This is a genomic window from Streptomyces shaanxiensis (assembly GCF_039537145.1).
GTDB lineage: Bacteria > Actinomycetota > Actinomycetes > Streptomycetales > Streptomycetaceae > Streptomyces > Streptomyces shaanxiensis.
This window is the reverse complement of sequence record NZ_BAAAZY010000003.1, coordinates 94495-117503: the sequence shown is the minus strand read 5'-3', so window position 1 is coordinate 117503 and position 23009 is coordinate 94495. Positions and strand designations below refer to the sequence as shown.

17 protein-coding genes are annotated in these 23009 nt (G+C 70.9%); 7 read left to right on the top strand and 10 right to left on the bottom strand.

Annotated features, from left to right (window positions below; genetic code table 11):
• Window positions 1–236 precede the first annotated feature (236 nt).
• Together ABD932_RS02730 and ABD932_RS02725 are read left to right on the top strand one after the other, a co-directional pair.
• Window positions 237–734: a DUF6082 family protein gene (locus ABD932_RS02730; RefSeq protein WP_345008448.1), complete on the top strand. Its 498-nt coding sequence runs from the start codon at window positions 237–239 to the stop codon at window positions 732–734.
• A gap of 217 nt (window positions 735–951) precedes the next feature.
• Window positions 952–1188 carry a hypothetical protein gene (locus ABD932_RS02725; protein ID WP_031486357.1) on the top strand — a complete coding sequence of 79 codons (237 nt, stop codon included), beginning with the start codon at window positions 952–954 and terminating at the stop codon, window positions 1186–1188.
• Window positions 1189–1371: 183 nt separating this feature from the next.
• On the opposite strand, the gene ABD932_RS02720 is transcribed toward ABD932_RS02725, so the two are convergent.
• A complete protein-coding gene (locus ABD932_RS02720) occupies window positions 1372–2538 on the bottom strand; it encodes a citrate synthase/methylcitrate synthase (protein ID WP_345008447.1) in 1167 nt (388 codons plus the stop codon).
• A 108-nt stretch (window positions 2539–2646) separates the two neighbouring features.
• Here ABD932_RS02720 and ABD932_RS02715 point away from each other — a divergent pair, with 108 nt between their 5' ends.
• The 4 genes from ABD932_RS02715 to ABD932_RS02700 all read left to right on the top strand — a co-directional run bounded on the left by ABD932_RS02715 (window position 2647) and on the right by ABD932_RS02700 (window position 7628).
• On the top strand, window positions 2647–3903 hold the full coding sequence (locus tag ABD932_RS02715) for a citrate synthase (RefSeq protein WP_345008446.1): 1257 nt from the start codon (window positions 2647–2649) through the stop codon (window positions 3901–3903).
• Between the two features lie 103 nt (window positions 3904–4006).
• The gene (locus ABD932_RS02710; protein ID WP_345008445.1) at window positions 4007–4948 is read left to right on the top strand and encodes a ferredoxin family protein; all 942 of its coding nucleotides are present in this window, start codon (window positions 4007–4009) and stop codon (window positions 4946–4948) included.
• 326 nt (window positions 4949–5274) lie between these two features.
• The gene (locus tag ABD932_RS02705) at window positions 5275–6951 is read left to right on the top strand and encodes an ATP-binding protein (protein WP_345008444.1); all 1677 of its coding nucleotides are present in this window, start codon (window positions 5275–5277) and stop codon (window positions 6949–6951) included.
• A complete protein-coding gene (locus tag ABD932_RS02700) occupies window positions 6948–7628 on the top strand; it encodes a response regulator (protein ID WP_345008443.1) in 681 nt (226 codons plus the stop codon). Before ABD932_RS02705 ends, ABD932_RS02700 begins: the two co-directional genes overlap by 4 nt.
• 150 nt (window positions 7629–7778) lie before the next feature.
• Here ABD932_RS02700 and ABD932_RS02695 read toward each other — a convergent pair whose 3' ends face one another.
• The 3 genes from ABD932_RS02695 to ABD932_RS02685 form a co-directional block, all read right to left on the bottom strand.
• On the bottom strand, window positions 7779–9371 hold the full coding sequence (locus tag ABD932_RS02695) for a solute symporter family protein (protein ID WP_345008442.1): 1593 nt from the start codon (window positions 9369–9371) through the stop codon (window positions 7779–7781).
• Window positions 9368–9841, bottom strand: a complete 474-nt coding sequence (locus tag ABD932_RS02690) for a DUF485 domain-containing protein (protein WP_345008441.1) — start codon at window positions 9839–9841, stop codon at window positions 9368–9370. The genes ABD932_RS02695 and ABD932_RS02690 overlap by 4 nt, the downstream gene beginning before the upstream one ends.
• Before the next feature lie 267 nt (window positions 9842–10108).
• Window positions 10109–12232 (bottom strand): DNA gyrase/topoisomerase IV subunit B, encoded by a 2124-nt coding sequence (locus ABD932_RS02685; RefSeq protein ID WP_345008440.1) that lies wholly within the window; start codon window positions 12230–12232, stop codon window positions 10109–10111.
• 445 nt (window positions 12233–12677) lie between these two features.
• Between ABD932_RS02685 and ABD932_RS02680 the strand changes: the two genes are divergently transcribed.
• A complete protein-coding gene (locus tag ABD932_RS02680) occupies window positions 12678–12908 on the top strand; it encodes a DUF7455 domain-containing protein (protein ID WP_030945102.1) in 231 nt (76 codons plus the stop codon).
• A gap of 100 nt (window positions 12909–13008) precedes the next feature.
• On the opposite strand, the gene ABD932_RS02675 is transcribed toward ABD932_RS02680, so the two are convergent.
• The 6 genes from ABD932_RS02675 to ABD932_RS02650 all read right to left on the bottom strand — a co-directional run bounded on the left by ABD932_RS02675 (window position 13009) and on the right by ABD932_RS02650 (window position 22262).
• Window positions 13009–13857: a serine protease gene (locus ABD932_RS02675; RefSeq protein WP_345008439.1), complete on the bottom strand. Its 849-nt coding sequence runs from the start codon at window positions 13855–13857 to the stop codon at window positions 13009–13011.
• 133 nt (window positions 13858–13990) lie between these two features.
• Window positions 13991–15523, bottom strand: a complete 1533-nt coding sequence (locus ABD932_RS02670; RefSeq protein WP_345008438.1) for an RNA polymerase sigma factor — start codon at window positions 15521–15523, stop codon at window positions 13991–13993.
• Between the two features lie 430 nt (window positions 15524–15953).
• On the bottom strand, window positions 15954–16841 hold the full coding sequence (locus ABD932_RS02665) for a FadR/GntR family transcriptional regulator (RefSeq protein ID WP_345008437.1): 888 nt from the start codon (window positions 16839–16841) through the stop codon (window positions 15954–15956).
• 163 nt (window positions 16842–17004) lie between these two features.
• Complete coding sequence (locus tag ABD932_RS02660) at window positions 17005–19056, bottom strand: ABC transporter ATP-binding protein (RefSeq protein ID WP_345008436.1); 2052 nt, start codon at window positions 19054–19056, stop codon at window positions 17005–17007.
• 197 nt (window positions 19057–19253) lie between these two features.
• Window positions 19254–20012: an NUDIX hydrolase gene (locus tag ABD932_RS02655; protein WP_126395568.1), complete on the bottom strand. Its 759-nt coding sequence runs from the start codon at window positions 20010–20012 to the stop codon at window positions 19254–19256.
• A gap of 333 nt (window positions 20013–20345) precedes the next feature.
• Complete coding sequence (locus ABD932_RS02650; protein ID WP_345008747.1) at window positions 20346–22262, bottom strand: glycogen debranching N-terminal domain-containing protein; 1917 nt, start codon at window positions 22260–22262, stop codon at window positions 20346–20348.
• Window positions 22263–23009 lie beyond the last annotated feature (747 nt).

Here is a 23009-nt window from a genome sequence, read left to right as displayed (position 1 = left end):
TTCGTCAAGGCACCGGAGCGTGCGACCCTCGCTTCCCTCCGTGCGCCTCCTCTCCGCCTCCCCGCCGATCAGAGCCGCTCGGCACTCTGGGAGACGGCAAGCGCCGCCCACCGCTCGCCGGTCCCCTCCAGTCGACCCGCACCCCGACGACCGGCGGACGGCCGCCTGATTCGGGGGTTGACATGGCCACACGGAAATGTTCTGCACGGAGGCTCGGTTCCGCCGCGCTCACTCTCTTGGCCGCCACCGCCACCGCGACGCTGGCAGCGCGTCAATGGCGGTCGGAGCAGGCACGCCTGCATGAGCGACGGCTGGAACTCGAAGAGCTGGCGATCCGGCGAACAACGCTGGCCCATCAGCAGCGCATGCACTGGGAGTTGCTCGCGAGGGCGATCGACGACCCCTCCCTCGCCGCAGTGATCGATACCTACGACCAGAGCATCCCGGCGGAGAGGCGACGGCAGTTCTTCTACGCCAACGCCTGGTACGCCCACCTCTACCACCTCTACCAGGCCGAACTCCTGGACCGGGAGGAGCTGTACACACGCCTGCGGGAGTTCTTCCAGAGCCCGGTCTTCCGGGAGTACTGGGAGGCCTCGCGACACATGCGTGCCAGCCTCAAGGAGTCGTCCGTGGAAGCCCAGCTGGGACACATGGTCGATGGACTCGTCCGGGACCTCGACGAATCCGACACCGACGAGTGGTGGGTCGTCGGCGATCCGCCGACTGACTGACTGGAGCCTGCGGGCGCAGCGGTCAACTCGGCAGTGGCCTGACGATGCGTGCTGACCGGATGGCAGAGCACACGCAACGCCACATGGGTCAACCCCACAGCTGCACGGGCGAGCAACTGGGTGACTTTTTGCCATCCAGCCACTAGGGATTCAGAAACACCAGTAGCCTGCTCCCCACCCAGTATGCCTACCCCTTGTTTTGTAAGGACCGGTACCTTTGAAGATCGTGCGCCGCATCGGTGTGCCTCCCAGCGCCCGAGGCAGTAGTTCAGGAGCTACCTGCCCGGACGTGTTCGAACTCAGCGACGGTAACTTCGCCGTGATCGGCACCGAGGCCACCGAGGCGCTTGAGCCGGAACTGCCCGCAGACGCTGCTCGCGCCGACTACGAACGCATCGTCATTGTGAGCAGAGAGACTCTGATCCGCGCCAAGGCAGACATCCCCGACGCCTGAACCCACCGCACGAGCACGCGTCCACCCCAGACCCGTACCGTCACACTCCCCCGGCCGCGCGCAACCGTTGAGCGAGCCGGGCACCGACCCGGCGAGCAGCCGGTACCCCGTCACTGCTCGATCACCACCGATGAGGCCTGGCGCCAGAACGGCTCCAGGCCACACGCGTTTCTCGGGCCGCTCTCAGGCCGCCTCCGGCACCCGCACCGGCGCCCCCGGCCCCACGTACCGCGCCGCCGGCCTGATGATCTTCGAGTCCTGTGCCTGTTCCAGGATGTTGGCGCTCCATCCCACGACCCGCGCCGCAGCGAATGTCGGCGTGAACATCTCGCGCGGCAGACCGCAGAGCTCCATGACTACGCCCGCGTAGAACTCGACGTTCGTGTGCAGCTCGCGGCCGGGCTTCAGTTCGGCCAGGATCGCCTCCACGCGGCGTTCGACCTCTACGGCGAACTCGACGCGCGGGCCGCCGAAGTTCTGGGCGATCTCGCGGAGCATCCGCGAACGGGGGTCCTCCGTGCGGTAGACCGGGTGGCCGAAGCCCATGATGCGGTCGCCGGCGACGACGCGTTCGCGGATCCAGGGGTCGATGCGCTCGGGGGTACGGATGGCGTCCAGCGTGTCCAGCGCACGACTGGGCGCACCGCCGTGCAGCGGCCCCGACAGCGCGCCCACGGCTCCGACGAGGCAGGCCGCGATGTCCGCACCCGTGGATGTGATGACCCGGGCCGTGAAGGTTGACGCGTTGAATCCGTGGTCAATGGTTGAGATCAAGTATTGCTCGATCGCCCGCGTCCGCCCCGGATCGGGCTCCGAGCCGGTCAACATGTACAGGTAGTTCGCCGCGTACGAGAGATCCTCGCGCGGCTCAACAGGGTCAAGCCCTTTGCCCAGCCGATGCAGTGCGGTGAGCAGCGTCGGTACGACCGCGGCCGCGAGGAGGGCGTCCCGGCGGCGCTCGTGGGCGTCGATGTCGTACACCGGCTGGAAGCCCTGTGCCGCGCCGAGCAGGGAGAGCGCGGTGCGCAGGCCGGCCAGCGGGCCGGACCGTCTGCTCGCCGCGGCGATCGCGGGCAAAGCCGCGCGCACGTCGTCGGGCAGCCGCCGCAGCGCCGCGGTCTCGGCGGCAAACGCGGCGGCACGTTCGGCGTCCGGCAGTTCGCCGTGGACCAGGAGATGCCAGACGTCCTCGAAGGGGCGGGTCTGCGCGAGTTCGACGGCCGAGTACTGGCGGTAGTGGTAGAAGCCCTCGAGCCCCCGGACGTCGCCGATCTCGGTGTCGGTGACGACGACACCCGCGAGTCCACGTGGCACCTCGACGAGCACAGCTGCTGACCTGTTGACGGACATGATTCCTCCCTGGACTTGATTCGACTGTCCATGCTTGACTCATTTCCTGTCAATATTGATCCAATCAATATGAGGATCAATGTCCAGCACCCTGGATACGGTGACCCCATGCGCGATCAAGAACCCGGCCCCGGTCCCGCCGAACGGCGGCTGACCACCCAGGAGGCCGCCGAGTTGCTCGGCGTGAAGCCCGAGACCGTGTACGCGTACGTGAGCCGCGGTCACCTCAGCAGCCGCCGCCTGCCCGGCGGCCGGGGCAGCACCTTCGACGCCAAGGAGGTGGAGACGCTCGCCCGGCGCAACAAGCGGGAGAGTGCGGGCGGTTCGGCATCGGGCGGCGAGCTGTCGGTGCGGACCCGCCTGACGTTCATCGACACCGACCGCTACTACTTCCGGGGCGTGGACGCGACCGAACTGGCCGCCCGGCACTCCTACGAAGAGGTCGCCGAGTGGCTGTGGACCGGCCGGTTGCGCCGCGGCGTCACCTTCACCGCCCCCGAGGCCTGCGTCGCCGCGGCCCGCCGTGCCGTCGACTCCCTGCCCGAACACGCCGACCCCACCGACCGGTTGCGGGTCGCGGCGATCGCCGCCGCCGCAACGGACCCGCTGCGCTTCGACCTGTCCGAGGAGGCCGTGCTCGGCACCGCCCGCGTCCTCATCCCGACCCTGGTCGCCGCGCTCACACCTGCGGGGTTCACCTATCGCGACGAGGGCTCGATCGCACAGCGCCTGTGGGACCGGCTGAGCGGACGGCCCGCCGACGAGGCGGCGCTGAAGGTCCTGGACACGGCCCTCGCCCTGCTCGTGGATCACGACCTGGCCGCCTCGACACTCGCCGTGCGGGTCGCCGCGTCGGCTCGCGCGCACGCCTACGCGGCCGTCTCCGCCGGGCTCGGCGTGATCGAGGGTCCCCTGCACGGCGCGGCGAGCGGCCTCGCCCACAAGCTGATCATGGAGGTGCTCGACCGGGGCGACGCCGGGCCCGTCATCGCGCAGGAGCTGCGGGCCGGCCGGAGCATTCCGGGGCTCGGTCACCGGCTCTACTCCGGCGAGGACCCACGCGCGCGTGTCCTGTTCGAGCTCCTGGAGGAGCTCCCCCACTCCGCGCCCGCCCTCGCCGCGGCCCGCGACATCGTCGCCACCGCCGCCCGCCACACCCCCCTTCACGCCAACGTCGACCTGGCCCTGGCCGTGTTCACGGCGTCCTCCGCCATGCCCTCCACGGCCGGCGAGACGATCTTCGCCGTGGCCCGCACGGCAGGCTGGATCGCCCACGCGCTGGAGGAGTACGGGGAGCGACCGCTGCGCATGCGTCCGAGCGGGCACTACACAGGTCCGAAGCCGCCGCAGCCACTGCCCGAGTAGGCCTGCGGCCCTACCGGGACAGGGCAGTGGCGCACAGTTCGGGAGTCGGCACAGGAGCCCCTCGGGAAGTCACCCCGACGCAAGTCAGGTTAGGCTCACCTCTGTGAGTACGTGCTCAACCGTCTCGCTGGACCTCGACGAGCCCATCGCGGGGACCGCGGCGACCGCGACGACCTGGCTGCTGCTGGAGCAGTCCGGTCCGTGGGGTGCCAAGGCGCTCACCCAGAGCCACCTGGACCCCGCGCTGGGCCGCGCCCTGGAGGAAGCCGCGAAGGGCACGGGCGTACGCGTCGCGCTGATCCGCCGCCCCGGCCGGCACGCCGACTGCGGGACCTCTGCCGAGCGCCAGGTCTATGTGGCCCACACCGTGCCCGGCAACGTATGGCTGCACGCCGCCGCGACCCATGACCCACAGCAGTTGCTCGACCTGGACTTCGCCGCGCTGGGCATGGGTGACCCCCACACCTTCGACTCGGTCCTCCAGGGGCGTCCCCACACAGGCGACCCGCTGGCCCTCGTCTGCACCAACGGCAAGCGGGACCGCTGCTGCGCCCTCCTGGGCCGCCCTCTCGCGGCCGAGCTCGCAACGTCCGGCGTCGATGGCGTCTGGGAGGTCACCCATCTGGGTGGACACCGGTTCTCACCGACGCTGCTCGTGCTGCCGTACGGCTATGCGTACGGCCGGGCTCAGGCCCACGCCGTCAAGGAGGTCCTGCACAGCGTCCAGGACGGCCGAATCGTCGTCGACGGCTGCCGCGGGAACTCGGCCTGGGAGCGGCCGGGCCAGGCCGCCGAGCTGGCTGTGCGACGGGCCACCGGCGAGGACGCCGCGGAGGCACTGAGCGTCGTACGGACGGACGGCGCGGCCCCGCGGTGGGAGGTGACCGTCGCCCACGTGGACGGCCGTCATTGGCGGGTCCACGTGGCTCAGGGCGCCTCCCTGCCGCCCCGCCCCGAAAGCTGCGGGTCGGTGCTCGGCTCGCCCGCACGGATGGACGTGGTGGCGGTGCGCGAGCTGACGATGACGGCGGCGCTCGCGAGCTGACCCCGGACGCGCCGGTGGCCCACCTGCACCGCGCGCCGGATGCCGCCGCCGGAGACCGGGCCACCCGATGCCGGCTCCTCCCCCTCAGGTGGCCGGACCGCCGCATGCCACTCCCGCATGGACCGGCCGCCCTACCCCGCCTTCGGTGAGCCGGCTCCCCGCGATGCCCCCAGGAGGACCGGCCGGCCGACGCCATCTCTCAGGGAAGCCGGCCCCCACGACGACCAGCCACCCCCTCCCGACCGACCCGCAACCCGACATCGATCACGAGAACCACGCCACACCCCTCTACGGGACATCCCACGCGCCCACGTACCGTCATGGGTATGAGCCCCACTCCCCCCGCCCGCCGCCTGCGCCTCGGTCTGCCCCGGCAGATGTTCGCGCAGGTGCTGCTGATGCAGGTGGCGATCGCCGCGGGAGTGGCGGTGCTCGCGACCGGCCTGTTCCTCGCCCCGCTCAGCGACCAGCTGGACGACCAGGCGATGCGCCGCGCGCTGTCGATCGCGCAGACCACCGCGGCCCAGCCGCAGATCGCCGAGGACCTGGCGAACAGTCCCGCGACGGCCGGCGGGCCGGTCCAGCGGGAGGCGGAGCGGATCCGTGAGGCCACCAGGGCCGAGTACGTCGTCGTGATGGACCGGCGCGGGGTGCGCTGGTCCCATCCCACGTCGAGCGAGATCGGCAGGATCGTGTCGACCGACCCGGGCCAGGCCCTCGCGGGCCACGAGGTCATGCAGATCGACAGCGGCACCCTGGGCCGCACCGCGCGCGGCAAGGTGCCGTTGCGCGACGGCGACGGGAAGATCATCGGCGCCGTCTCGGTCGGTATCGCGTACGACAGCGTGCGGGCCCGGCTGCTGCACGCCATCCCGGGGCTGTTCGCGTACGCGGGCGGCGCCCTGGCGGTCGGCGCGCTGGCCGCCTGGCTCATCTCCCGCCGGGTCCAGCGGCAGACCCGTGACCTGGCCTTCTCCGACATCTCGGCGCTCCTGGCGGAGCGCGAGGCGATGCTGCACGGCATCCGGGAGGGCGTCGTCGCCCTGGACCGCGGCGGCCGTATCCGTCTCCTGAACGACGAGGCACGGCGGCTGCTCGGAATCGGTGACGAGGCCGTCGGCCGGTCCCTCGACGAGGCGCTCGGCGAGGGCCGTACGACCGACGTACTGGCAGGCCGGGTGACCGGCACCGATCTGCTCACGGTCCGCGGCCAGCGCGTCCTGGTCACCAACCGCATGCCCACCGACGACGGCGGCGCCGTCGCCACGCTGCGCGACCGCACCGAGCTGGAGCAGCTCGGCCGGGAGCTCGACTCGACGCGCGGCCTGATCGACGCCCTGCGCGCCCAGGACCATGAGCACGCCAACCGTATGCACACCCTCCTCGGTCTGCTCGAACTGGAGATGTACGACGACGCCGTGGAGTTCGTCGGCGAGGTGGTCGGCGATCACCGGGCCACCGCGGAGCAGGTCGCCGAGAAGATCCAGGACCCGCTGCTCGCCGCCCTGCTGGTGGGCAAGGCGACCGTGGCGGCCGAGCGCGGTGTCGCGCTGCGTCTGGCGGACCGTACGGGGCTCCCGGACCGGCTGATCGACCCCAGGGGGCTCGTCACGATCGTCGGCAACCTCGTGGACAACGCGCTGGACGCCGTCGCGGGCACGCCGCACGCGCGCGTGGAGGTCGAACTGCGCGCCGAGGGGCGTACCGCGATCCTCAGGGTGCGCGACACGGGGCCTGGAATCCCCGAGGAACAACGCGAGTTGATCTTCACCGACGGGTGGTCCACCAAGAAGCGCCCGGCCCACCGCGAGCGCGGCATCGGCCTCTCCCTCGTGCGCAGGCTCGCCGAACGGCAGGGTGGCAGTGCGGTGGTGGACGAGGCGGCCGGCGGGGGCGCGGAGTTCACCGTCGTCCTGCCCGAGGCGCTGACCGAGCCGGACCTGGAGCCCGCCCTCACCGTGCCGTCAGATGCGCAGTCCGTCGCCGAGGAGGAGTCGCGATGATCGAGGTCCTGGTCGTGGACGACGACACGCGCGTCGCGCGCGTCAACGCCGCCTACGTCGGGAAGGTGCCGGGCTTCCACGTCGCGGGCGAGGCGCACAACGTGGCGGAGGCCCTGCGCCAGGTGGAGGAGCTGCCCCAGCTGGACCTGGTCCTCATGGACCACTATCTACCCGATGGAACGGGACTCTCGGTCGTCCAGGAGATGCGCCGACGCGGCCACCAGACCGATGTGATCATGGTGACGGCGGCGCGGGACGTGACGACGGTACAGGCGGCGATGCGGTACGGCGCGCTGCAGTACCTGGTCAAGCCGTTCGCCTTCGCGGGCCTGCGCGCCAAGCTGGAGGCGTACGCGGAGCTGCGCCGCACCCTCGACGGCGGCGGCGAGGCGGAACAGGCCGAAGTGGACCGTATCTTCGGCGCCCTGTCGGCCCCCTCGGAGCCCGACCTGCCCAAGGGCCACTCCCCCACGACCGCGGAACTCGTGCGCCGCTCCCTGATGAACGCCGAAGGCCCCCTGTCGGCCCAGGAGATCGCCGAGCGGACCGGGGTGAGCCGGCAGACCGCCCAGCGCTATCTCAAGCTCCTGGAACGCACGGGACGGGCCCGCCTCACCCTGAAGTACGGGGACGCGGGCCGCCCGGAACACCGATACGTGTGGGCGACCCGCGCCTGAGGCACGGCCCGTGGGGGCGGGGGAAGGAACCGTGCCACCCCTTCATACGGATGCGGGCCGCCCAAGCGTCAGCCGTCCGGTGAAACGTACGGCGGTGAAGGCGCCCTCCAGTGCCGGTCCGCGACCCCGGCATGGGCCGGAAGCCGCCTCCTAGACCGCCCCCGCCCCCGTCAGCGACCGCACCTCGGTCTCCGCGTGCTTGGCCGCGTCGGGGACCTCGGCCGAGGTGACGGTGCCGAGCCAGCCGGTGACGAAGCCCAGCGGGATCGAGACGAGGCCGGGGTTCTGCAGGGGGAAGTACTGGAAGTCGACTCCGGGGAACAGTGAGTCGGGGCTGCCCGACACCACCGGCGAAAGCAACACGAGCACCACGGCCGGGATCAGACCGCCGTACACGGCCCATACGGCACCGCGCGTGGTGAAGTCCCGCCAGAACAGCGAGTAGAGCAGCACCGGCAGGTTGGCGGACGCGGCGACGGCGAAGGCGAGGCCCACGAGGAAGGCGACGTTGAGGTCGCGGGCCAGCAGTCCGAGGGCGATCGCGACCACGCCGATGCCGACCGCGGCGACACGTGCCACGGCCACCTCGCTGCGGGGCTCGGCGCGCCGGCGTCGTAGTGAGGCGTACAGGTCGTGGGCCACGGAGGCCGAGGACGAGAGCGTGATGCCGGCGACGACCGCGAGGATCGTGGCGAAGGCGATGGCCGCGACAAGCGCGAAGAGAACCGTTCCTCCCGTGGAGTCCGCGCCACCGCCCAGATCGAGCGCGAGCAGCGGTACCGCCGTGTTCCCGGCCGCGTTCGACCCGCGGACGGCCTCGGACCCGAGGATGGCGGCCGCGCCGAAGCCGAGGACGATGGTCATCAGGTAGAAACCGCCGATGAGCCCGATCGCCCAGACCACGGAGCGCCGTGCCGCGCGGGCGGTGGGCACGGTGAAGAAGCGGGACAGGATGTGCGGCAGTCCGGCGGTGCCGAGCACGAGCGCCAGGCCCAGGCTGATGAAGTCGAACCGGGCTGTCCAGTCCCCGCCGTACTTGAGCCCGGGCGCCAGGAACGCGTCACCGTGACCACTGCGCTCGGCCGCCGTGAGCAGCAGCCGGTCGAAGTCGCCGTGGAAGCGCAGCAGGACGAGCACGGTCAACGCGACGGTGCCGCCGAGCAGCAGGACCGACTTGACGATCTGGATCCAGGTGGTGGCCCGCATCCCTCCCAACGACACATAGATCACCATGAGCGCGCCGACGCCGATGACGGTCCAGGCCTGCGCCGCCTCGCTCCTGCCCCCGAGCAGCAACGCGACCAGGGTGCCCGCGCCCACCATCTGCGCCACCAGATACAGAACGGACACGGTGACCGAGGAAGTTCCCGTCGCGATCCGCACGGGGCGCTCCCGCATCCGAGCGGCGACCACGTCGGCGAGCGTGAACCGTCCGCAGTTGCGGACCAGTTCGGCGACGAGGAACAGCACCACCAGCCAGGCCACGAGGAAGCCGACCGAGTACAGCAGCCCGTCGTAACCGAACAGGGCGATGAGCCCGGAGATGCCGAGGAAGGAGGCGGCCGACATGTAGTCACCGGCGATGGCAAAACCATTCTCCATGGGCGTGAAGAGCCGGCCGCCCGCGTAGAACTCCTCGGCCGAACCACGCCGGTTGCGGCTCACCCACGTCGTGATCGCCAGCGTGATCGCGACGAACACGCCGAACAGCAGCAGCGCCAGGGTCTGGTGATCACCCGTCATGAGGCACCGCCCGCCGCTCGTCCGTGTGTGACGCGCGTCAACTCCTGGGTGTCCCAGCGCAGTTCGAGCGCCGCGCGGTCCCGTCGCAGCCGCGCGTGGCGCGCGTAGGCCCAGGTGAGCAGGAAGGTGCTGAGGAACTGTCCGAGCCCAGCGACCATCGCGACGTTCACCGCGCCCGCGACGGGGCGGGCCATCAGCCCCGGCGCGGCGGTGGCGGCCACGACGTACGCCACGTACCAGGAGAGGAACACGGCAACCGCCGGAACCACGAACCTCCGGTACCGGCTGCGCACTTCCCGGAAGGCCGCACTGCGCTGCACCTCGAGGTACACGTCGCCCGCAGTCGGCGGGGTCGCCTCAGGAGTGCCCGTATCGTCCCACTCCCCCCACCCGGAGGCGAGGGCGTCGTACCAGGGATCGTCGAGCCGCGCACTTCTGGCTTCGCGGGGACGACCGTCGCTTGAGTGCATGACCAAGCATGGACAGAACGGAAAGATCCCCGACTCTTCTTCTTTGGGCGCTTCACCCCATCAGGTGACGCACCCCACAAAGACCCGATACCGGATAACCGCCGACAGTCCGTCGGCAGCCGCCAACGGCCGCCGACGGCGAGAACACGCCACTGAGGCCACCCGCACCCGGCGACGAATGCCGCACGAGCGGTGCGGGTGGGTACCCAAGTCAGCGGCCGAAGGCGGAGCGGAGGCCGATAACACGGCCCAAGCCCAGCGCGTCGGCTACGCGTCGATGCGCGACCGGTCCAGCGTCGCCGCGGAGCTTGAGATGAACTCCTTGCGCGGCGCCACGTCGTTCCCCATCAGCAGATCGAAGACCCGCTCGGCGGCCTCCAGGTCGGAGAGGGTGATCCGGCGCAGTGTGCGGTGGCGCGGGTCCATGGTCGTCTCGGCCAGCTGGTCGGCGTCCATCTCACCGAGACCCTTGTACCGCTGGATGGAGTCCTTGTACCGGACCCCCTTGCTCTCGAACTCCATGAGCTTGTCGCGCAGCTCACGGTCCGAGTACGTGTAGACGTACTTGTCCTGCCCCTTCTTGGGCTGGACGAGCTCGATCCGGTGCAGCGGCGGCACCGCGGCGAACACCCGGCCCGCCTCGATCATCGGCCGCATGTAGCGCTGGAAGAGCGTCAGCAGCAGGGTCCGGATGTGCGAGCCGTCCACATCGGCGTCGGTCATCATGATGATCTTGCCGTAGCGCGCGGCGTCGATGTCGAAGGTCCGGCCGGACCCCGCCCCTATGACCTGGATGATCGCGCCGCACTCGGCGTTCTTGAGCATGTCGGTCACGGACGACTTCTGGACGTTGAGGATCTTGCCACGGATCGGCAGCAGCGCCTGGAACTCGGAGTTCCGGGCGAGCTTGGCGGTGCCGAGCGCGGAGTCTCCCTCGACGATGAACAACTCGCTGCGGTCGACGTCGTCGCTGCGGCAGTCGGCGAGCTTGGCGGGCAGCGACGAGGACTCCAGCGCCGTCTTCCGGCGCTGCGCGTCCTTGTGCTGGCGGGCCGCGATACGCGTACGGGCCGCTGCGACGGCCTTCTCGAGGACCACGCGCGCCTGTGCCGCGGCGTCCCGCTTGGTGGACGTCAGGAACGCCTTGAGCTCCTTGGCGATCACGGTGTTCACGATGCGCCGGGCCGCCGAGGTACCCAGGACCTCCTTGGTCTGGCCCTCGAACTGCGGCTCGGCCAGGCGCACGGTGACGACCGCGGTGAGGCCCTCCAGGGCGTCGTCCTTGACGACGTCGTCCTCGGCGACGCGCAGCAGCTTCTTGGCGCGCAGCACCTCGTTCACGGTGCTGGTCACGGCCGTCTCGAAGCCCGCGACGTGGGTGCCGCCCTTGGGGGTGGCGATGATGTTCACGAACGACTTCAGGGTCGTGTCGTACCCCGTGCCCCACCGCATCGCGACATCGACGTCGAGCTCACGGGTGACCTGGGTGGGGGTCATCTGGCCGTGCTCGTCCAGGACCGGGACGGTCTCCCTGAAGGTGCCCTGGCCGGAGAAGCGCAGGACGTCGCAGACCGGCCTGTCGGCGGCCAGGTACTCGCAGAACTCGCTGATGCCGCCGTCGAAGCGGAAGGACTCCTCGCCCTTGCTGCCGCCATCGCCGAGGCCGAACTCGTCGCGGACGACGATGGTCAGGCCGGGCACCAGGAACGCGGTCTGGCGGGCGCGCTGATGCAGGTTCTCCAGGGAGAGCTTGGCGTCCTTGAGGAAGATCTGGCGGTCGGCCCAGTACCGCACGCGCGTGCCGTTGCGGGTCTTGGGGATCTTCTTGGTCTTGCGCAGGCCGCTCTTGGCATCGAACTTCGCGTTCGGGCCGTCGGCGGCGAAGGCCCCGGGGACACCGCGCCGGAAGCTGATGGCGTGGGTGTGGCCGCTGCGGTCCACCTCGACGTCCAGCCGCGCGGACAGGGCGTTCACCACAGAGGCGCCCACGCCGTGCAGACCGCCGGAGGCGGCGTAGGAGCCGCCGCCGAACTTGCCGCCCGCGTGCAGCTTGGTCATGACGACCTCGACGCCGGACATGCCGGTCTTGGGCTCGACGTCGACCGGGATGCCCCGGCCGTTGTCCCGGACCTCCACGGACCCGTCGTCGTGCAGGATCACCTCGATGTGATCGCAGTAGCCGCCGAGGGCCTCGTCGACGGAGTTGTCGATGATCTCCCACAGGCAGTGCATGAGACCGCGGCTGTCGGTCGACCCGATGTACATACCCGGGCGCTTGCGCACGGCCTCGAGCCCCTCGAGGACGAGCAGGTGCCGCGCGGTGTAGTTGGAACCGTCCCGGTCTGCTCCTGCCAGCAGCGCTGTGGACGGCACGGACGTCTCGGCGGTCACGCGGTTCGCTCCTCGCTGAATTTCAGATGACGCCCTGATGGGTAAGGGCGCGGCTTCGGTCGCCGTCAAGAGGGTACCGAGGCCTGGTAGAGCCGTTGTAACGCCACCCTCGTGCGAAACACAGACTAGTCCAGGGTCGCATGCGTGTTCGATCCCTCGATGGGGTGAAGTACATATCACGTTCCCTTCCAGGCATGAACCAAATAGGCTCCGGGCACGTCCTCATGAACAAACCGGCAAGCCAGCCGGGAGGACCGACCTTGACCGACAGTGCGAAACCGTAAGCAAGACAGAGACGCAATACGGCACATTCGCCGCCAAACCGGCAGCAGCCGGCCGCCCCGGAAAAAATTTCACTCTGGGTGAAGCCACGAGCGGGAACGTTTTGAGGCTGGTTGGATGTTGACCCTGGTACGACAGCTCGTCGAGCTAGAGAAGAGGCGACGTGACTACTGTTCTGACCCCCGCGAGCCCGCTGACGGCCGCTGACCGCTGCGACCGTTGCGGCGCCCAGGCGTACGTGCGCGTCGTCCTGCTCAGCGGCGGAGAACTGCTCTTCTGCGCCCACCACGGTCGCAAGTTCGAGCCGGAACTCAAGAAGATCGCCGCTGAGATACAGGACGAGACGGAGCGGCTGACGTCCGTTCCCGCATCGGCGTCCGAAGAAGAGCGCTGACACCTCGCATCCACGACGAGCCAGCTCCGGCACAGGCCGGTTGACGGGCGGCCGCCCCTGATGTCAGGGGCGGCCGCCCGCGCTCATGGCCCGCGATCCCTCAGGCCCTGTCAGCCGCCCGGACGGCCCACCGCAGAGTCCGTGCGATCTCGGACACCCGCGTGTAGACGCCGGGACTGCCCGCGCGTCCGCAGCCGGTACCCCAGGACACCAGCCCGATCAGCTTCCCCCGAGCGACCAGCGGCCCTCCGCTGTCTCCCTGACAGGCATCCCGCCCTCCCTGCGGCTCTCCGGCGCAGACCATGCTGTCTGCCATGTACGTGCCTTCACCACCGCCCGGGTACGCCCTCCTGCAGAGAGCGTCGGGCAGCACATGCACCCGCGCCGCCCGCAGCCCTCGCGCATAATCACCCGCGCCCGTGATGTCCCCCCACCCGTAGACCAGGGCCCCGCCTCCCGGCACATAGGCGGGATCACCCGCACCTGCCATCCCGATCACCGAGCCGGCGGGAAGCGGCTGGGCGAGGGTGAGCACGGCGAAGTCGCCCGCGTTGGTGGCACTGTCGTAGGCCGGGTTCACCCAGATGTTGCGGACTCGGATCTCCTGGCCACGGTTCGACAGCAGGTCCGTACGGCCCGCGATGACGCTGAAGTCGCGCATTTGCTGCGGCGCCGTCCCGAGAACCTCCTCGCTCATGCAGTGAGCCGCGGTGAGGACGGTGGACCGACTGACCGCCACCCCGACACAGAACTGGCCGGCCCGCGTACCTCCGAACCGGTCACGACTGGACAGCGCCACGGTCCAGGGACTGACTGACGCATCAACCGGGAACCCGCCGACGACGACACTGTCGGCAGCCGCGGGGGCAGCGGACACCAGCGGTATGGCGGCTGCCGCGGCCGCCATGACCAGCGGCCCGGCCAGCGCCCGGGCAAAGGTACGACGCATGACGCTCCTCACTCTCGGGTGCTCGTGGAAAACCCAGAGTGAGTCAGGTGGCCGCACCCCGCACCTGCGGCAACAGCGCGAAGGCCCGGTCCCCACTCGGGAGACCGGGCCTTGTGTGTCGTACGAGGGCGACTCAGTCGAGGTAGTCGCGCAGCACCTGGGACCGCGACGGGTGGCGCAGCTTCGACATCGTCTTGGACTCGATCTGGCGGATGCGCTCGCGCGTCACGCCGTACACCTTGCCGATCTCGTCGAGGGTCTTCGGCTGACCGTCGGTGAGACCGAAGCGCATGGAGACGACGCCCGCCTCGCGCTCGGACAGGGTGTCGAGGACGGAGTGCAGCTGTTCCTGCAGAAGCGTGAAGCTGACCGCGTCGGCCGGGACAACGGCCTCGGAGTCCTCGATGAGGTCACCGAACTCGCTGTCGCCGTCCTCGCCCAGCGGGGTGTGCAGCGAGATGGGCTCGCGGCCGTACTTCTGGACCTCGATGACCTTCTCCGGGGTCATGTCGAGTTCCTTGGCCAACTCCTCCGGGGTGGGCTCGCGGCCCAGGTCCTGGAGCATCTGACGCTGCACACGCGCGAGCTTGTTGATGACCTCGACCATGTGCACCGGGATACGGATGGTGCGGGCCTGGTCGGCCATGGCGCGGGTGATCGCCTGACGGATCCACCAGGTGGCGTACGTGGAGAACTTGTAGCCCTTGGTGTAGTCGAACTTCTCGACCGCGCGGATCAGACCGAGGTTGCCCTCCTGGATGAGGTCCAGGAAGAGCATGCCGCGGCCGGTGTAGCGCTTGGCCAGGGAGACCACCAGACGGAGGTTGGCCTCCAGGAGGTGGTTCTTGGCGCGGCGACCGTCCTCGGCGATGATCTCCAGCTCGCGCTTGAGCTTGGGGGCGAGCTTGTCGGCGTTGGCCAGCTTGTCCTCGGCGAACAGGCCCGCCTCGATGCGCTTGGCGAGCTCGACCTCCTGCTCCGCGTTGAGCAGGGGGACCTTGCCGATCTGCTTCAGGTAGTCCTTGACCGGGTCGGCGGTGGCGCCGGCCGCGGCGACCTGCTGCGCGGGCGCGTCGTCCTCGTCCTCGTCGGAGAGCACGAAGCCGGCGCTCTCGGCGCCCTCGGGCTCATCGCCGGGCTTGGCGTCCTCGAGCACCTCGTCCTCGAGGACCTCGGCGTCGTCCTTGCCGGCGGTCGTCTTCTTGGCCGCCGTCTTCTTGGCGACGGTCTTCTTCGCGGCCGCCTTCTTGGCGGTCGTCGTCTTCTTGGCGGCGGCCTTCTTCACGGGCGCCTCGTCCTCGACGGCGGGCTCGGTGGCGGGCGCTGCCGGGGTGGCGGTGGCGGTGGCCTTCTTGGTGGTCACCGTCTTCGCCGCGACCGTCTTGGTGGCGGTGCGCTTGGCCGGACTCTTCGCTGCGACGCTCTTTCGGGTGCGCTTGGGCTCCGCGGCACTGACCATCAGCGTCACACCCTCTTCCTCGAGGATCTGGTTGAGGCTGCGCAGTACGTTCTTCCACTGAGTGGCCGGAATCTGGTCAGCTTCGAAGGCCCGACGCACATCGTCGCCGGCGATCTGCCCCTCAGCCTTTCCCCGCTCGATGAGAGCCATGACAGAGACGGACTCGGCGATCTCCGGCGGGAGCGTACGGGATGTGCTGGCCGACACGAACAACCTCTCGGAACGTTGGAAAACGGCTTCCGGCCCCGTCCACGGCGGACAGGAGCCGACCACCGACCTGGGGATGGGCCGACGGTGCGGGCGGGGGCCGGGAAGATGCACAGCGCCTTGAGCGGCGTCCGTATTCCCTCCTCGGCTGTCACCTCTTAGGTCATCGCGCTGTTTCCCCGAGCGTTACGCCCAATCTGCGTGGCCCGAGTCACATCCCGTAACCAACCAAAAACGGGCAAATTCTGACAGAAGGTGTCACCCGAAGCCTTGACCCATGCACTGTACGGCGATTTCCGCGGCCTCGTCGCACCGTCGGACCCGCAGGATCCGGGGTGGATCCTGCGGGTCCGACGGGAGGACGCGCGGTCCGGGTGGCACCCCAGGAGGGGGGAGGCGCCTTCCTCAGCCGCGCGACCGGGATGGGCGGTCAGTGCTCGCGGGGTGCGGGCACCACACGCTCCACCTCGGGATGGACGGTGAGAAGTTGACGCATGGCCGTCTCGGCGGCCGCGCCGTCGCCGGTGGCGAGGGCGTCGACGATCCTGCTGTGCTGCGCCAGCGACGCCTCGTTCGGCCGGTCACAACCCGTGACAGGGCCGCCGGAGACCTGCAGGGCGGCCGAGACGATCCCCGACAGATGCTCCAGCATGCGGTTGCCCGCGACCTGGATGAGGAGCGTGTGGAACTCGGTGTCGGCGCGGGAGAAGGTGAGGACGTCGCCCTGACCCATCGCGTGGCTCATGATCTCGACCATGTCGGCGAGCCGCTGCTGGACGTCGTCGCGCCCGTGCCCGGCCGCGAGGCGGGCGGCGAGTGGCTCGATCGTCCAGCGCAGCTCGCTCAGCTCCCGGCGCTGATCGTCGCGCTGCGGCCCGAAGGCGCGCCACTCGATGATGTCCGGGTCGAGGAGGTTCCAGTCGCTGACGGGACGCACGCGCGTGCCGACGTTGGGGCGGGCGCTGACCAGGCCCTTGGCCTCCAGGACGCGGAGCGACTCGCGGACGACGGTGCGGGAGACCTCGAAGCGCTGGCCGATCTCCTCGGGCACGAGCGGACGGTCGGCGCCCAGGTCGCCGGAGACGATCATCTGGCCGAGCTGCTGGACGAGTTGGCCGTGCAGCCCGCGTCCGCGGCTGCCGGCGGCGCGCCTGCCGACACGGCCCAGATCCGGGTCCGCGCCTTCCCAGGCGGGGACTCCGACGCGGTCGGCGACGGGGGCCTCGGCGTAGGGGTAGCGGTCGAGATCGCCCGGGCCGGCCAGACCGGAGTCGGCGGAGCGGGCGGCGGTCATCATGGTGTGCGCAAGGGTACTCACGGATCCTTTGTCGGCGCCGTCCCCAACTCCCTTGAGGTCTTTGGTGAAAAGCACACGAAAGGGTGATCGCTCACCCCGTCGCAATTGACGCCTTATCGGAAAGAAATGGGCTTTCCCCAGGGAGTTGCGTGCAGGACAGGGCCGGGACGAGCAGGAACAGTCGTCATCGGACCCTGCTACGCGTGGTCGTGAGCAGATAGGCGGCAAGCAATGCGGCCAGCGACAACGCCAGTGCGCCGCCGACGGGTTGTGCGATGACGCGTGCGGCCGCGGCCAGATATCGCTCTCCCCCGAACGGCCACTGCGACAGCAGCAGCTCACGCAGCCGCAGCGGAAATCCGGCTGCTGTCCGCACCGAAGGCCCTTCCAGGACCTTCTGCACGAGGGGTACGAGGAGAACGGGTACGGCGACCACCGCCGCGAGCCCCGCCGTGGTCGACCGGAAGAGACCCGCGGCCAGCACGCCGGCCCAGGCACAACCGACCACGAGCCCGATCCAACTCGCGCTCAGCGCAAGCCAGTCGGCGGGAACCTCCGCGAGCTCCCGTCCGTAGACGAGATAGAGCACTTCGAGGTCGCAGCCGACGGTGAGGACAGCCAGCGCCAACGCGGTGGCGGAGGCGACGAGGAGTTTCGCGGCCAGCAGCCCCAGCCGACGGGGGACGGTGCCGCGATCCGCCGCCAGGGCGGGGTGGCGGAACTCCTCGCCGAACGCGATCGCGCCGAGCAGCCCGGCCCCGAGCGCCGCGGGCGGCAACGGGAGCTCCCGCGGCCACGCGACCAGCAGGCGCGGATGCGGAGTGTGCCCGACACGGGCGAGCAGTACGGCGGTAAGGGCGGACACCACGAGCACGACGGCGGCGGTGAGGAACCCGGTGCCGACCCCGGCGGCGCGACGGAGTTCGTAGCGGAGGGGGCGCAGGGGGCTGGGCGCGGGTCGGACGGAGATGGGGGGTGGGAGATCGGGAAGGCGCTCGGGAGAGGAGTCCGCGGAGCGCGAGTCGTCGAGTGGCGGGGCGGTGGCATGCGGATCGGCGGCATGTGGGGCAGCGGCATGTGGGGCGGTCGGCGAGGAAGGTCCGTCGTCGTCGGTGGGTGCGTCGGCCCGTCTCGACTCGCCGGTGGACGCCTGGGGCGTGGCCGGCTTTCCGTCCGGCGCCGCTGATGCCTCGCGTGGCGCCGGGAGGTCGTCGGCTGTGGCCGACCCTTTGTGTCGCATCGGCACCGTCACCGGCTGCGCGGCCGCGCGCTCGTGTTCACGGGCTGTGATCGTTTCCCGGGCCGGCGTCAGCGGCGCTTCGTCGGCCCGCGGCTCCGCGGAGAGCCGCGCCGCGTTGTCCGGACCCATGTCCCCGACCTCGTCGGCGAGTTGGTGGACGAGGATGCCGTGGCGGTATGCGGTCTCGCCGATCGCTGCGCATGTACTGCCGTACACGGAGAGCCGGTTGCCGCTCTCACGCACGACCTCGACGGAGCGCCGAGTGGTGCGCGCCTCCCTGGCGAGCAGGGCGGCAAGGCGGGAGGCGTGCGGGGTGCGGACGGCGACGCGGGGGCGCAGCCGCGTGCGGGAGAAGTCGGCGGCCTCCTGGTCGGCGACGAGTCTGCCCCGCTCCAGGGTGACGACTCGGTCGGCGGTGCGTGCGGCTTCCTTGGGGTCGGCCGTGGTCAGCAGGACCGTGCCGCCCTGGGTGGCGTGCGCGCGCAGCATGCCGTGCAGCCAACGGCCCTCGCGGGTCGAGAGCCCGTCCGCGGGTTCGTCGAGCACGAGGGTGTGCGGGTCGGCGAGCAGCGCGCAGGCCAGACCGAGCCGGCGGTCCATGCCACGCGAGAGGGTGCCGAGGCGTTCGTCGCGCAGGCTGACGAGGCCGACCACCTCCAGGACTTCGTCGGCGCGCCGCGCCGGGACGCCCGCTGCGGCGCACAACATGCGCAGATGGCCGCGGACGGTGCGGGCCGGATGCCCGGGAACATCACCCAGAAGCACACCGACCTCGCGCGACGGATGGGCGATGCGGTGCAGGGGACGACCTCTGAAGTAGGTGATCCCACGGCCGCGTTGGAGTTCGAGCATGAGTCGGAGCGCCGTCGTCTTGCCCGCTCCCGCCGCCCCGAGCAGCGCGGTGACACGGCCCGCGCGCGCCTCGAAGGACACGTCGTCGACAGCGGGAGGAAGCTGCTTGCGAGGGTCGCTGGTCAGTCCGATGGCCTGGATCACCCTTAGCAAGATAGCGCGTTATGTCCGTTTTTCCGGGCAGCGCAAGGCCTTTAGCCCGGGCGACAGTCGACTCGACCGGATCCCTGTTCCTCTGAGTGCGTCCACATTCGCCCTCATTTGCCCTTTACCCCGGCCATTTCAGCGCCCAGATCCATGGTGTCCGACCCCGGCGGGGCGCCTCACTTCAGGCGCTCCGGTCAGACCTCGGGGCGCAGCATCGGGGGGTTGAGCAGCGTGGCTCCGCCGGCCCGGAAGAGCTGGGCGGGGCGGCCGCCCTGACGCGTTGTGGTGCCGCCGGTCGGGACCAGGAAGCCCGGCGTGCCCGTCACCTTGCGGTGGAAGTTGCGGGGGTCGAGCGCCACGCCCCACACCGCCTCGTAGACACGGCGCAGCTCGCCGACCGTGAACTCGGTGGGGCAGAACGCCGTCGCCAGCGACGAGTACTCGATCTTGGAGCGGGCGCGCTCCACCCCGTCGGCCAGGATCTGCGCGTGATCGAAGGCCAGCGGCGCGACCGGTTCGCCGTCGCGGCCGTAGCCGCCCTGCTGCAGCAGTTCGTCGACCGGCGCCCAGCGGGCATTGCTGGCGTCGCCGCCCGCGCGGGGTGCGGGCAGGTCGGGGGCCAGCGCGAGGTGGGCGACGCTGACCACGCGCATCCGGGGGTCCCGCTTGGGGTCGCCGTACGTCGCGAGCTGCTCCAGGTGAGCACCGTTGTCCTGCACGGGAACAGCCGGATCGTGGGCCCGCAGCCCGGTCTCCTCGGCCAACTCGCGCGCCGCGGCCTGCGCCAGGTCCTCGTCGGCCCGTACGAACCCGCCGGGCAGCGCCCAGCGCCCCTGGAACGGCGGCTCGCCCCTGCGCACCGCCAGCGCGCACAAGGCGTGGCGGCGCACGGTCAGCACGACCAGGTCCACGGTGACGGCAAAGGGCGGAAAGGCTGACGGGTCGTAGGGCATGCGGCGATCATAGTCGTCTGCCTGACGATAAACACTCCCTTCGCCGGTCCCATCGACCGTTGATCCAATTCAGCCGGGTATACGCCTCACGGTCCTCCGGCATGTCTTGCCGTGCGGCGCCGCACGGGGTGGCGTGTGCCGCGCCGTTGGGTGTCGGCCGAGGTCAGGTGCGTGGTGCCGTGTGGTGTCGGCCTAGGTCACGTGCGTCGTGCCGTACGGCGTCGTCCAAGGTCATGTATGCCGTGCCGTGTGGTGTCGGCCAAAGTCACGTCCGTCGTGCCGCACGGTGTGGTCCAAGGTCACGTATGCCGTGCCGCGGCGCGCAGCCGGAGGTCACGCTCGCAGTTGGAGTCCGTCGGCCGCCTCTTCCACCATGGCGAGGCCCAGCCTGCTGACGCGTATGGAGAAGGGGGCGCCGGCGACGCGAAGGCCCGTCAGGACGATCTCGCCCAGCGGGGCGCTGCGCATCGGCCGCATGGTGACCGTCCGTCCGGGAGCGTCCGGGCGGATGCCCGCCAGCGTGGTCAGCAGGAGCACCCCGGCCGCCGCCGACGTGGCAGCGGGGCGGCAGGCCGCGGGGTGCGGGAGTGGAGCGCTCCCGTCGGTGCGCTGCTCCCCCGCGTACATCTCGGGAAGTCGGTGGCCGAATGCCGCTGCCGCCTCCAGCACGCCCCGCAGCAGCGCACTCGCCTCCTTCTCGTAGTCGGCCGCGGCCAGGCCCGCGACGGCGAGCGCGGTCGCGTGGACCCGCACCGCGCCGCTGCGGTGACCGAACGGGTTGTACCCCGCCTCCTTCGCACCCAGCCCCCGCAGGCCCCAGCCCGAGTCCATGGCCGGCGCGCCGAGCAGCCGGGCGAGCTGTTCGGTCTGCACCTTGTCGAGCAGGCCGGGCGCCTGTTCTCCGCCACCCAGCAGGCCGGTGTCGAGGAGATGGACGGCGGCGGCGCCCAGATGCGGCACAAGGCGTCCGTCCGGGGCCCGGGCGGCGGCAGGGCGGCCACCGCCCACGTCGTCGATCCAGAGGTCCGCGCGGAACGCCGTCCGCATCGCCCCGGCCCACTCCCGCAACCCGGCGCCACCCGGTCTGCCGCAGGCGTCGAGGAGATCGGCGCCGAGCAGCGCCGCACGATGGGCGTGCGCCTGGGTCTCGCAGCGGACGGGGCCGCCGGGGTGCGGGTCCCGCAGATAGGTGCCGTCACCCACAGTGGTCCGCAGCCAGGTCAGACACCGCTCGGCCGCCGGGAGGAGCTCCTCGGTCTCGGGCTCGGGCAGACCCCAGCGTCGGGCTTCCGCGAGCAGCGCGGGAAAGAGCAGCGTGGCCTCCGTACCCGTGCAGCCCGGAGGCAGATGCGTGCCCGCGTCCCGTAACGGCCCGGGGATCATGCCGGACTGCGGTCCCTGGCCCCGGAGTTGGGTGCGGGCGAGGGTACGCAGCGTGCCCGCCGCGAGCCGGGTACCCAAGGACAGGGTCATCCGAGCCGCGGCCAGGGCGTCGGCCGGAGCCGGACCGCAGCGCCAAGGCACCCCGGCGGCAAGGTGGGTGTCGGACGGGTGGGCGGGGTCACGCAGCAGGAGCGCCTGGAGGTCCTCGATGCTCGTCCGCAGCAGGGCCTCCGCTCGGGGATCGTCGCCGGACACACACGCGGAGGCCAGCGGGCTGGTCGCCGCGCGGCCCACGGCCCGGACGGGTCCCGCCCCGTCCAGCCGCACCCGCAGCTCGATGCTCGCAGTGCCGCCCGGGGGCAGCGCGAACTCCCAGCGCAGCAGCCCCGCGGAGGCCAGCGCGTCGGCGGGCGGCGGGTCGGCCGTCACCGCCGAGCTCCCCTTGACGCACGACCAGCGCAGACCGGAGTCGTGGACAGTGGCGGGCAGTTCCGGCCCCGGATTGCCGGACGCGATCGCACCGAGGTCGGCAAGGTCCGTCCCCAGGGCGACCTCCACTGGCACACGCAGGGGGCGAACGGCCGCACTGCGCAGCGTGATCCGCTCACTACCGTCCGCGCGACGGGTCCGCTCGACGACGACGTCCGGGTCGGGGCCCGCCTGTGGTGAAGCGCGCAGTGTGCCCACGAATCGGGCACAGTCGGCCGCGGTCATCCGGGCCTGGACCGCCAGCGGTTCGCGGCCGGCCACCCGCACCTGACAGCGCGAGAGCACACGCCGCCCCGCGCGGTAGAACCCGTCGAGTCCCCGGCCGGTCAACTGCCCCTGATCCGTGGAGATGGCGAGGCCCGGGAGGGCGACGCAGATCAATGCGTCGTGGGTGGGAGGAAGGTCGGTAGGCCGGCGTGTGAGGGAGGGGGGCGTTGGTGAGGGGGCCGAGGGCCGGGTTGGTGCGGGGCCCGGTGTGCCAACCGGTGCGGGGGCCGAGGGTCGAGCCGGTGGAGGGACCGGTGGCCGAGTCGGTGCGGGGACCGGTGGCCGAGTCGGTGCGGATGACCGGGGCGGTGCCGGCGAGGGCTGCGACGACCGAGTCGGCACGGACGTCGATGACTGTGTCGGCAAGGAGACCAATTGCGATGCCTGCGGGCGAGCCGACGATCGAGCCTGCACGGAGCTCGATGACGGTGGTGGAGAGGCGGCCGACGAGCGAGCCGACGAGGAGGCGTCACGTGGCCGGCTGGACGGCGGGCAGGAGAGCCTCGTGGTGTCGGCGTGCGGCGACGCTGTCGGGTCCTGGCCCCGGGGCGATGAGTGCGAGGGGCTCAGGCTCTGATTCGTCGGCCTCGCGCGCCACGTCGGCCCGGTCGGCTGAACAGGCAGCTCAGTCCGCACTTCCCACGGGTAGGCGCGACCGTCCTGGTCCGCCGTCGGCCGCCGGACAGGGGGTGGGGCCTGGTCCGCCGATCCGGCAGCGGATCGAGCCTGGTCCACCGCGTCCGGAGAGGGCCAGTCGCGGCCGCCCGATGGGGAACTGCGAGCGGCATCGCTCGGAGACCTGGGTGCGCCCCGCCCCGAACTGCACCCGGCCACAGGCTGCCCTTCACCCAGTCCGAG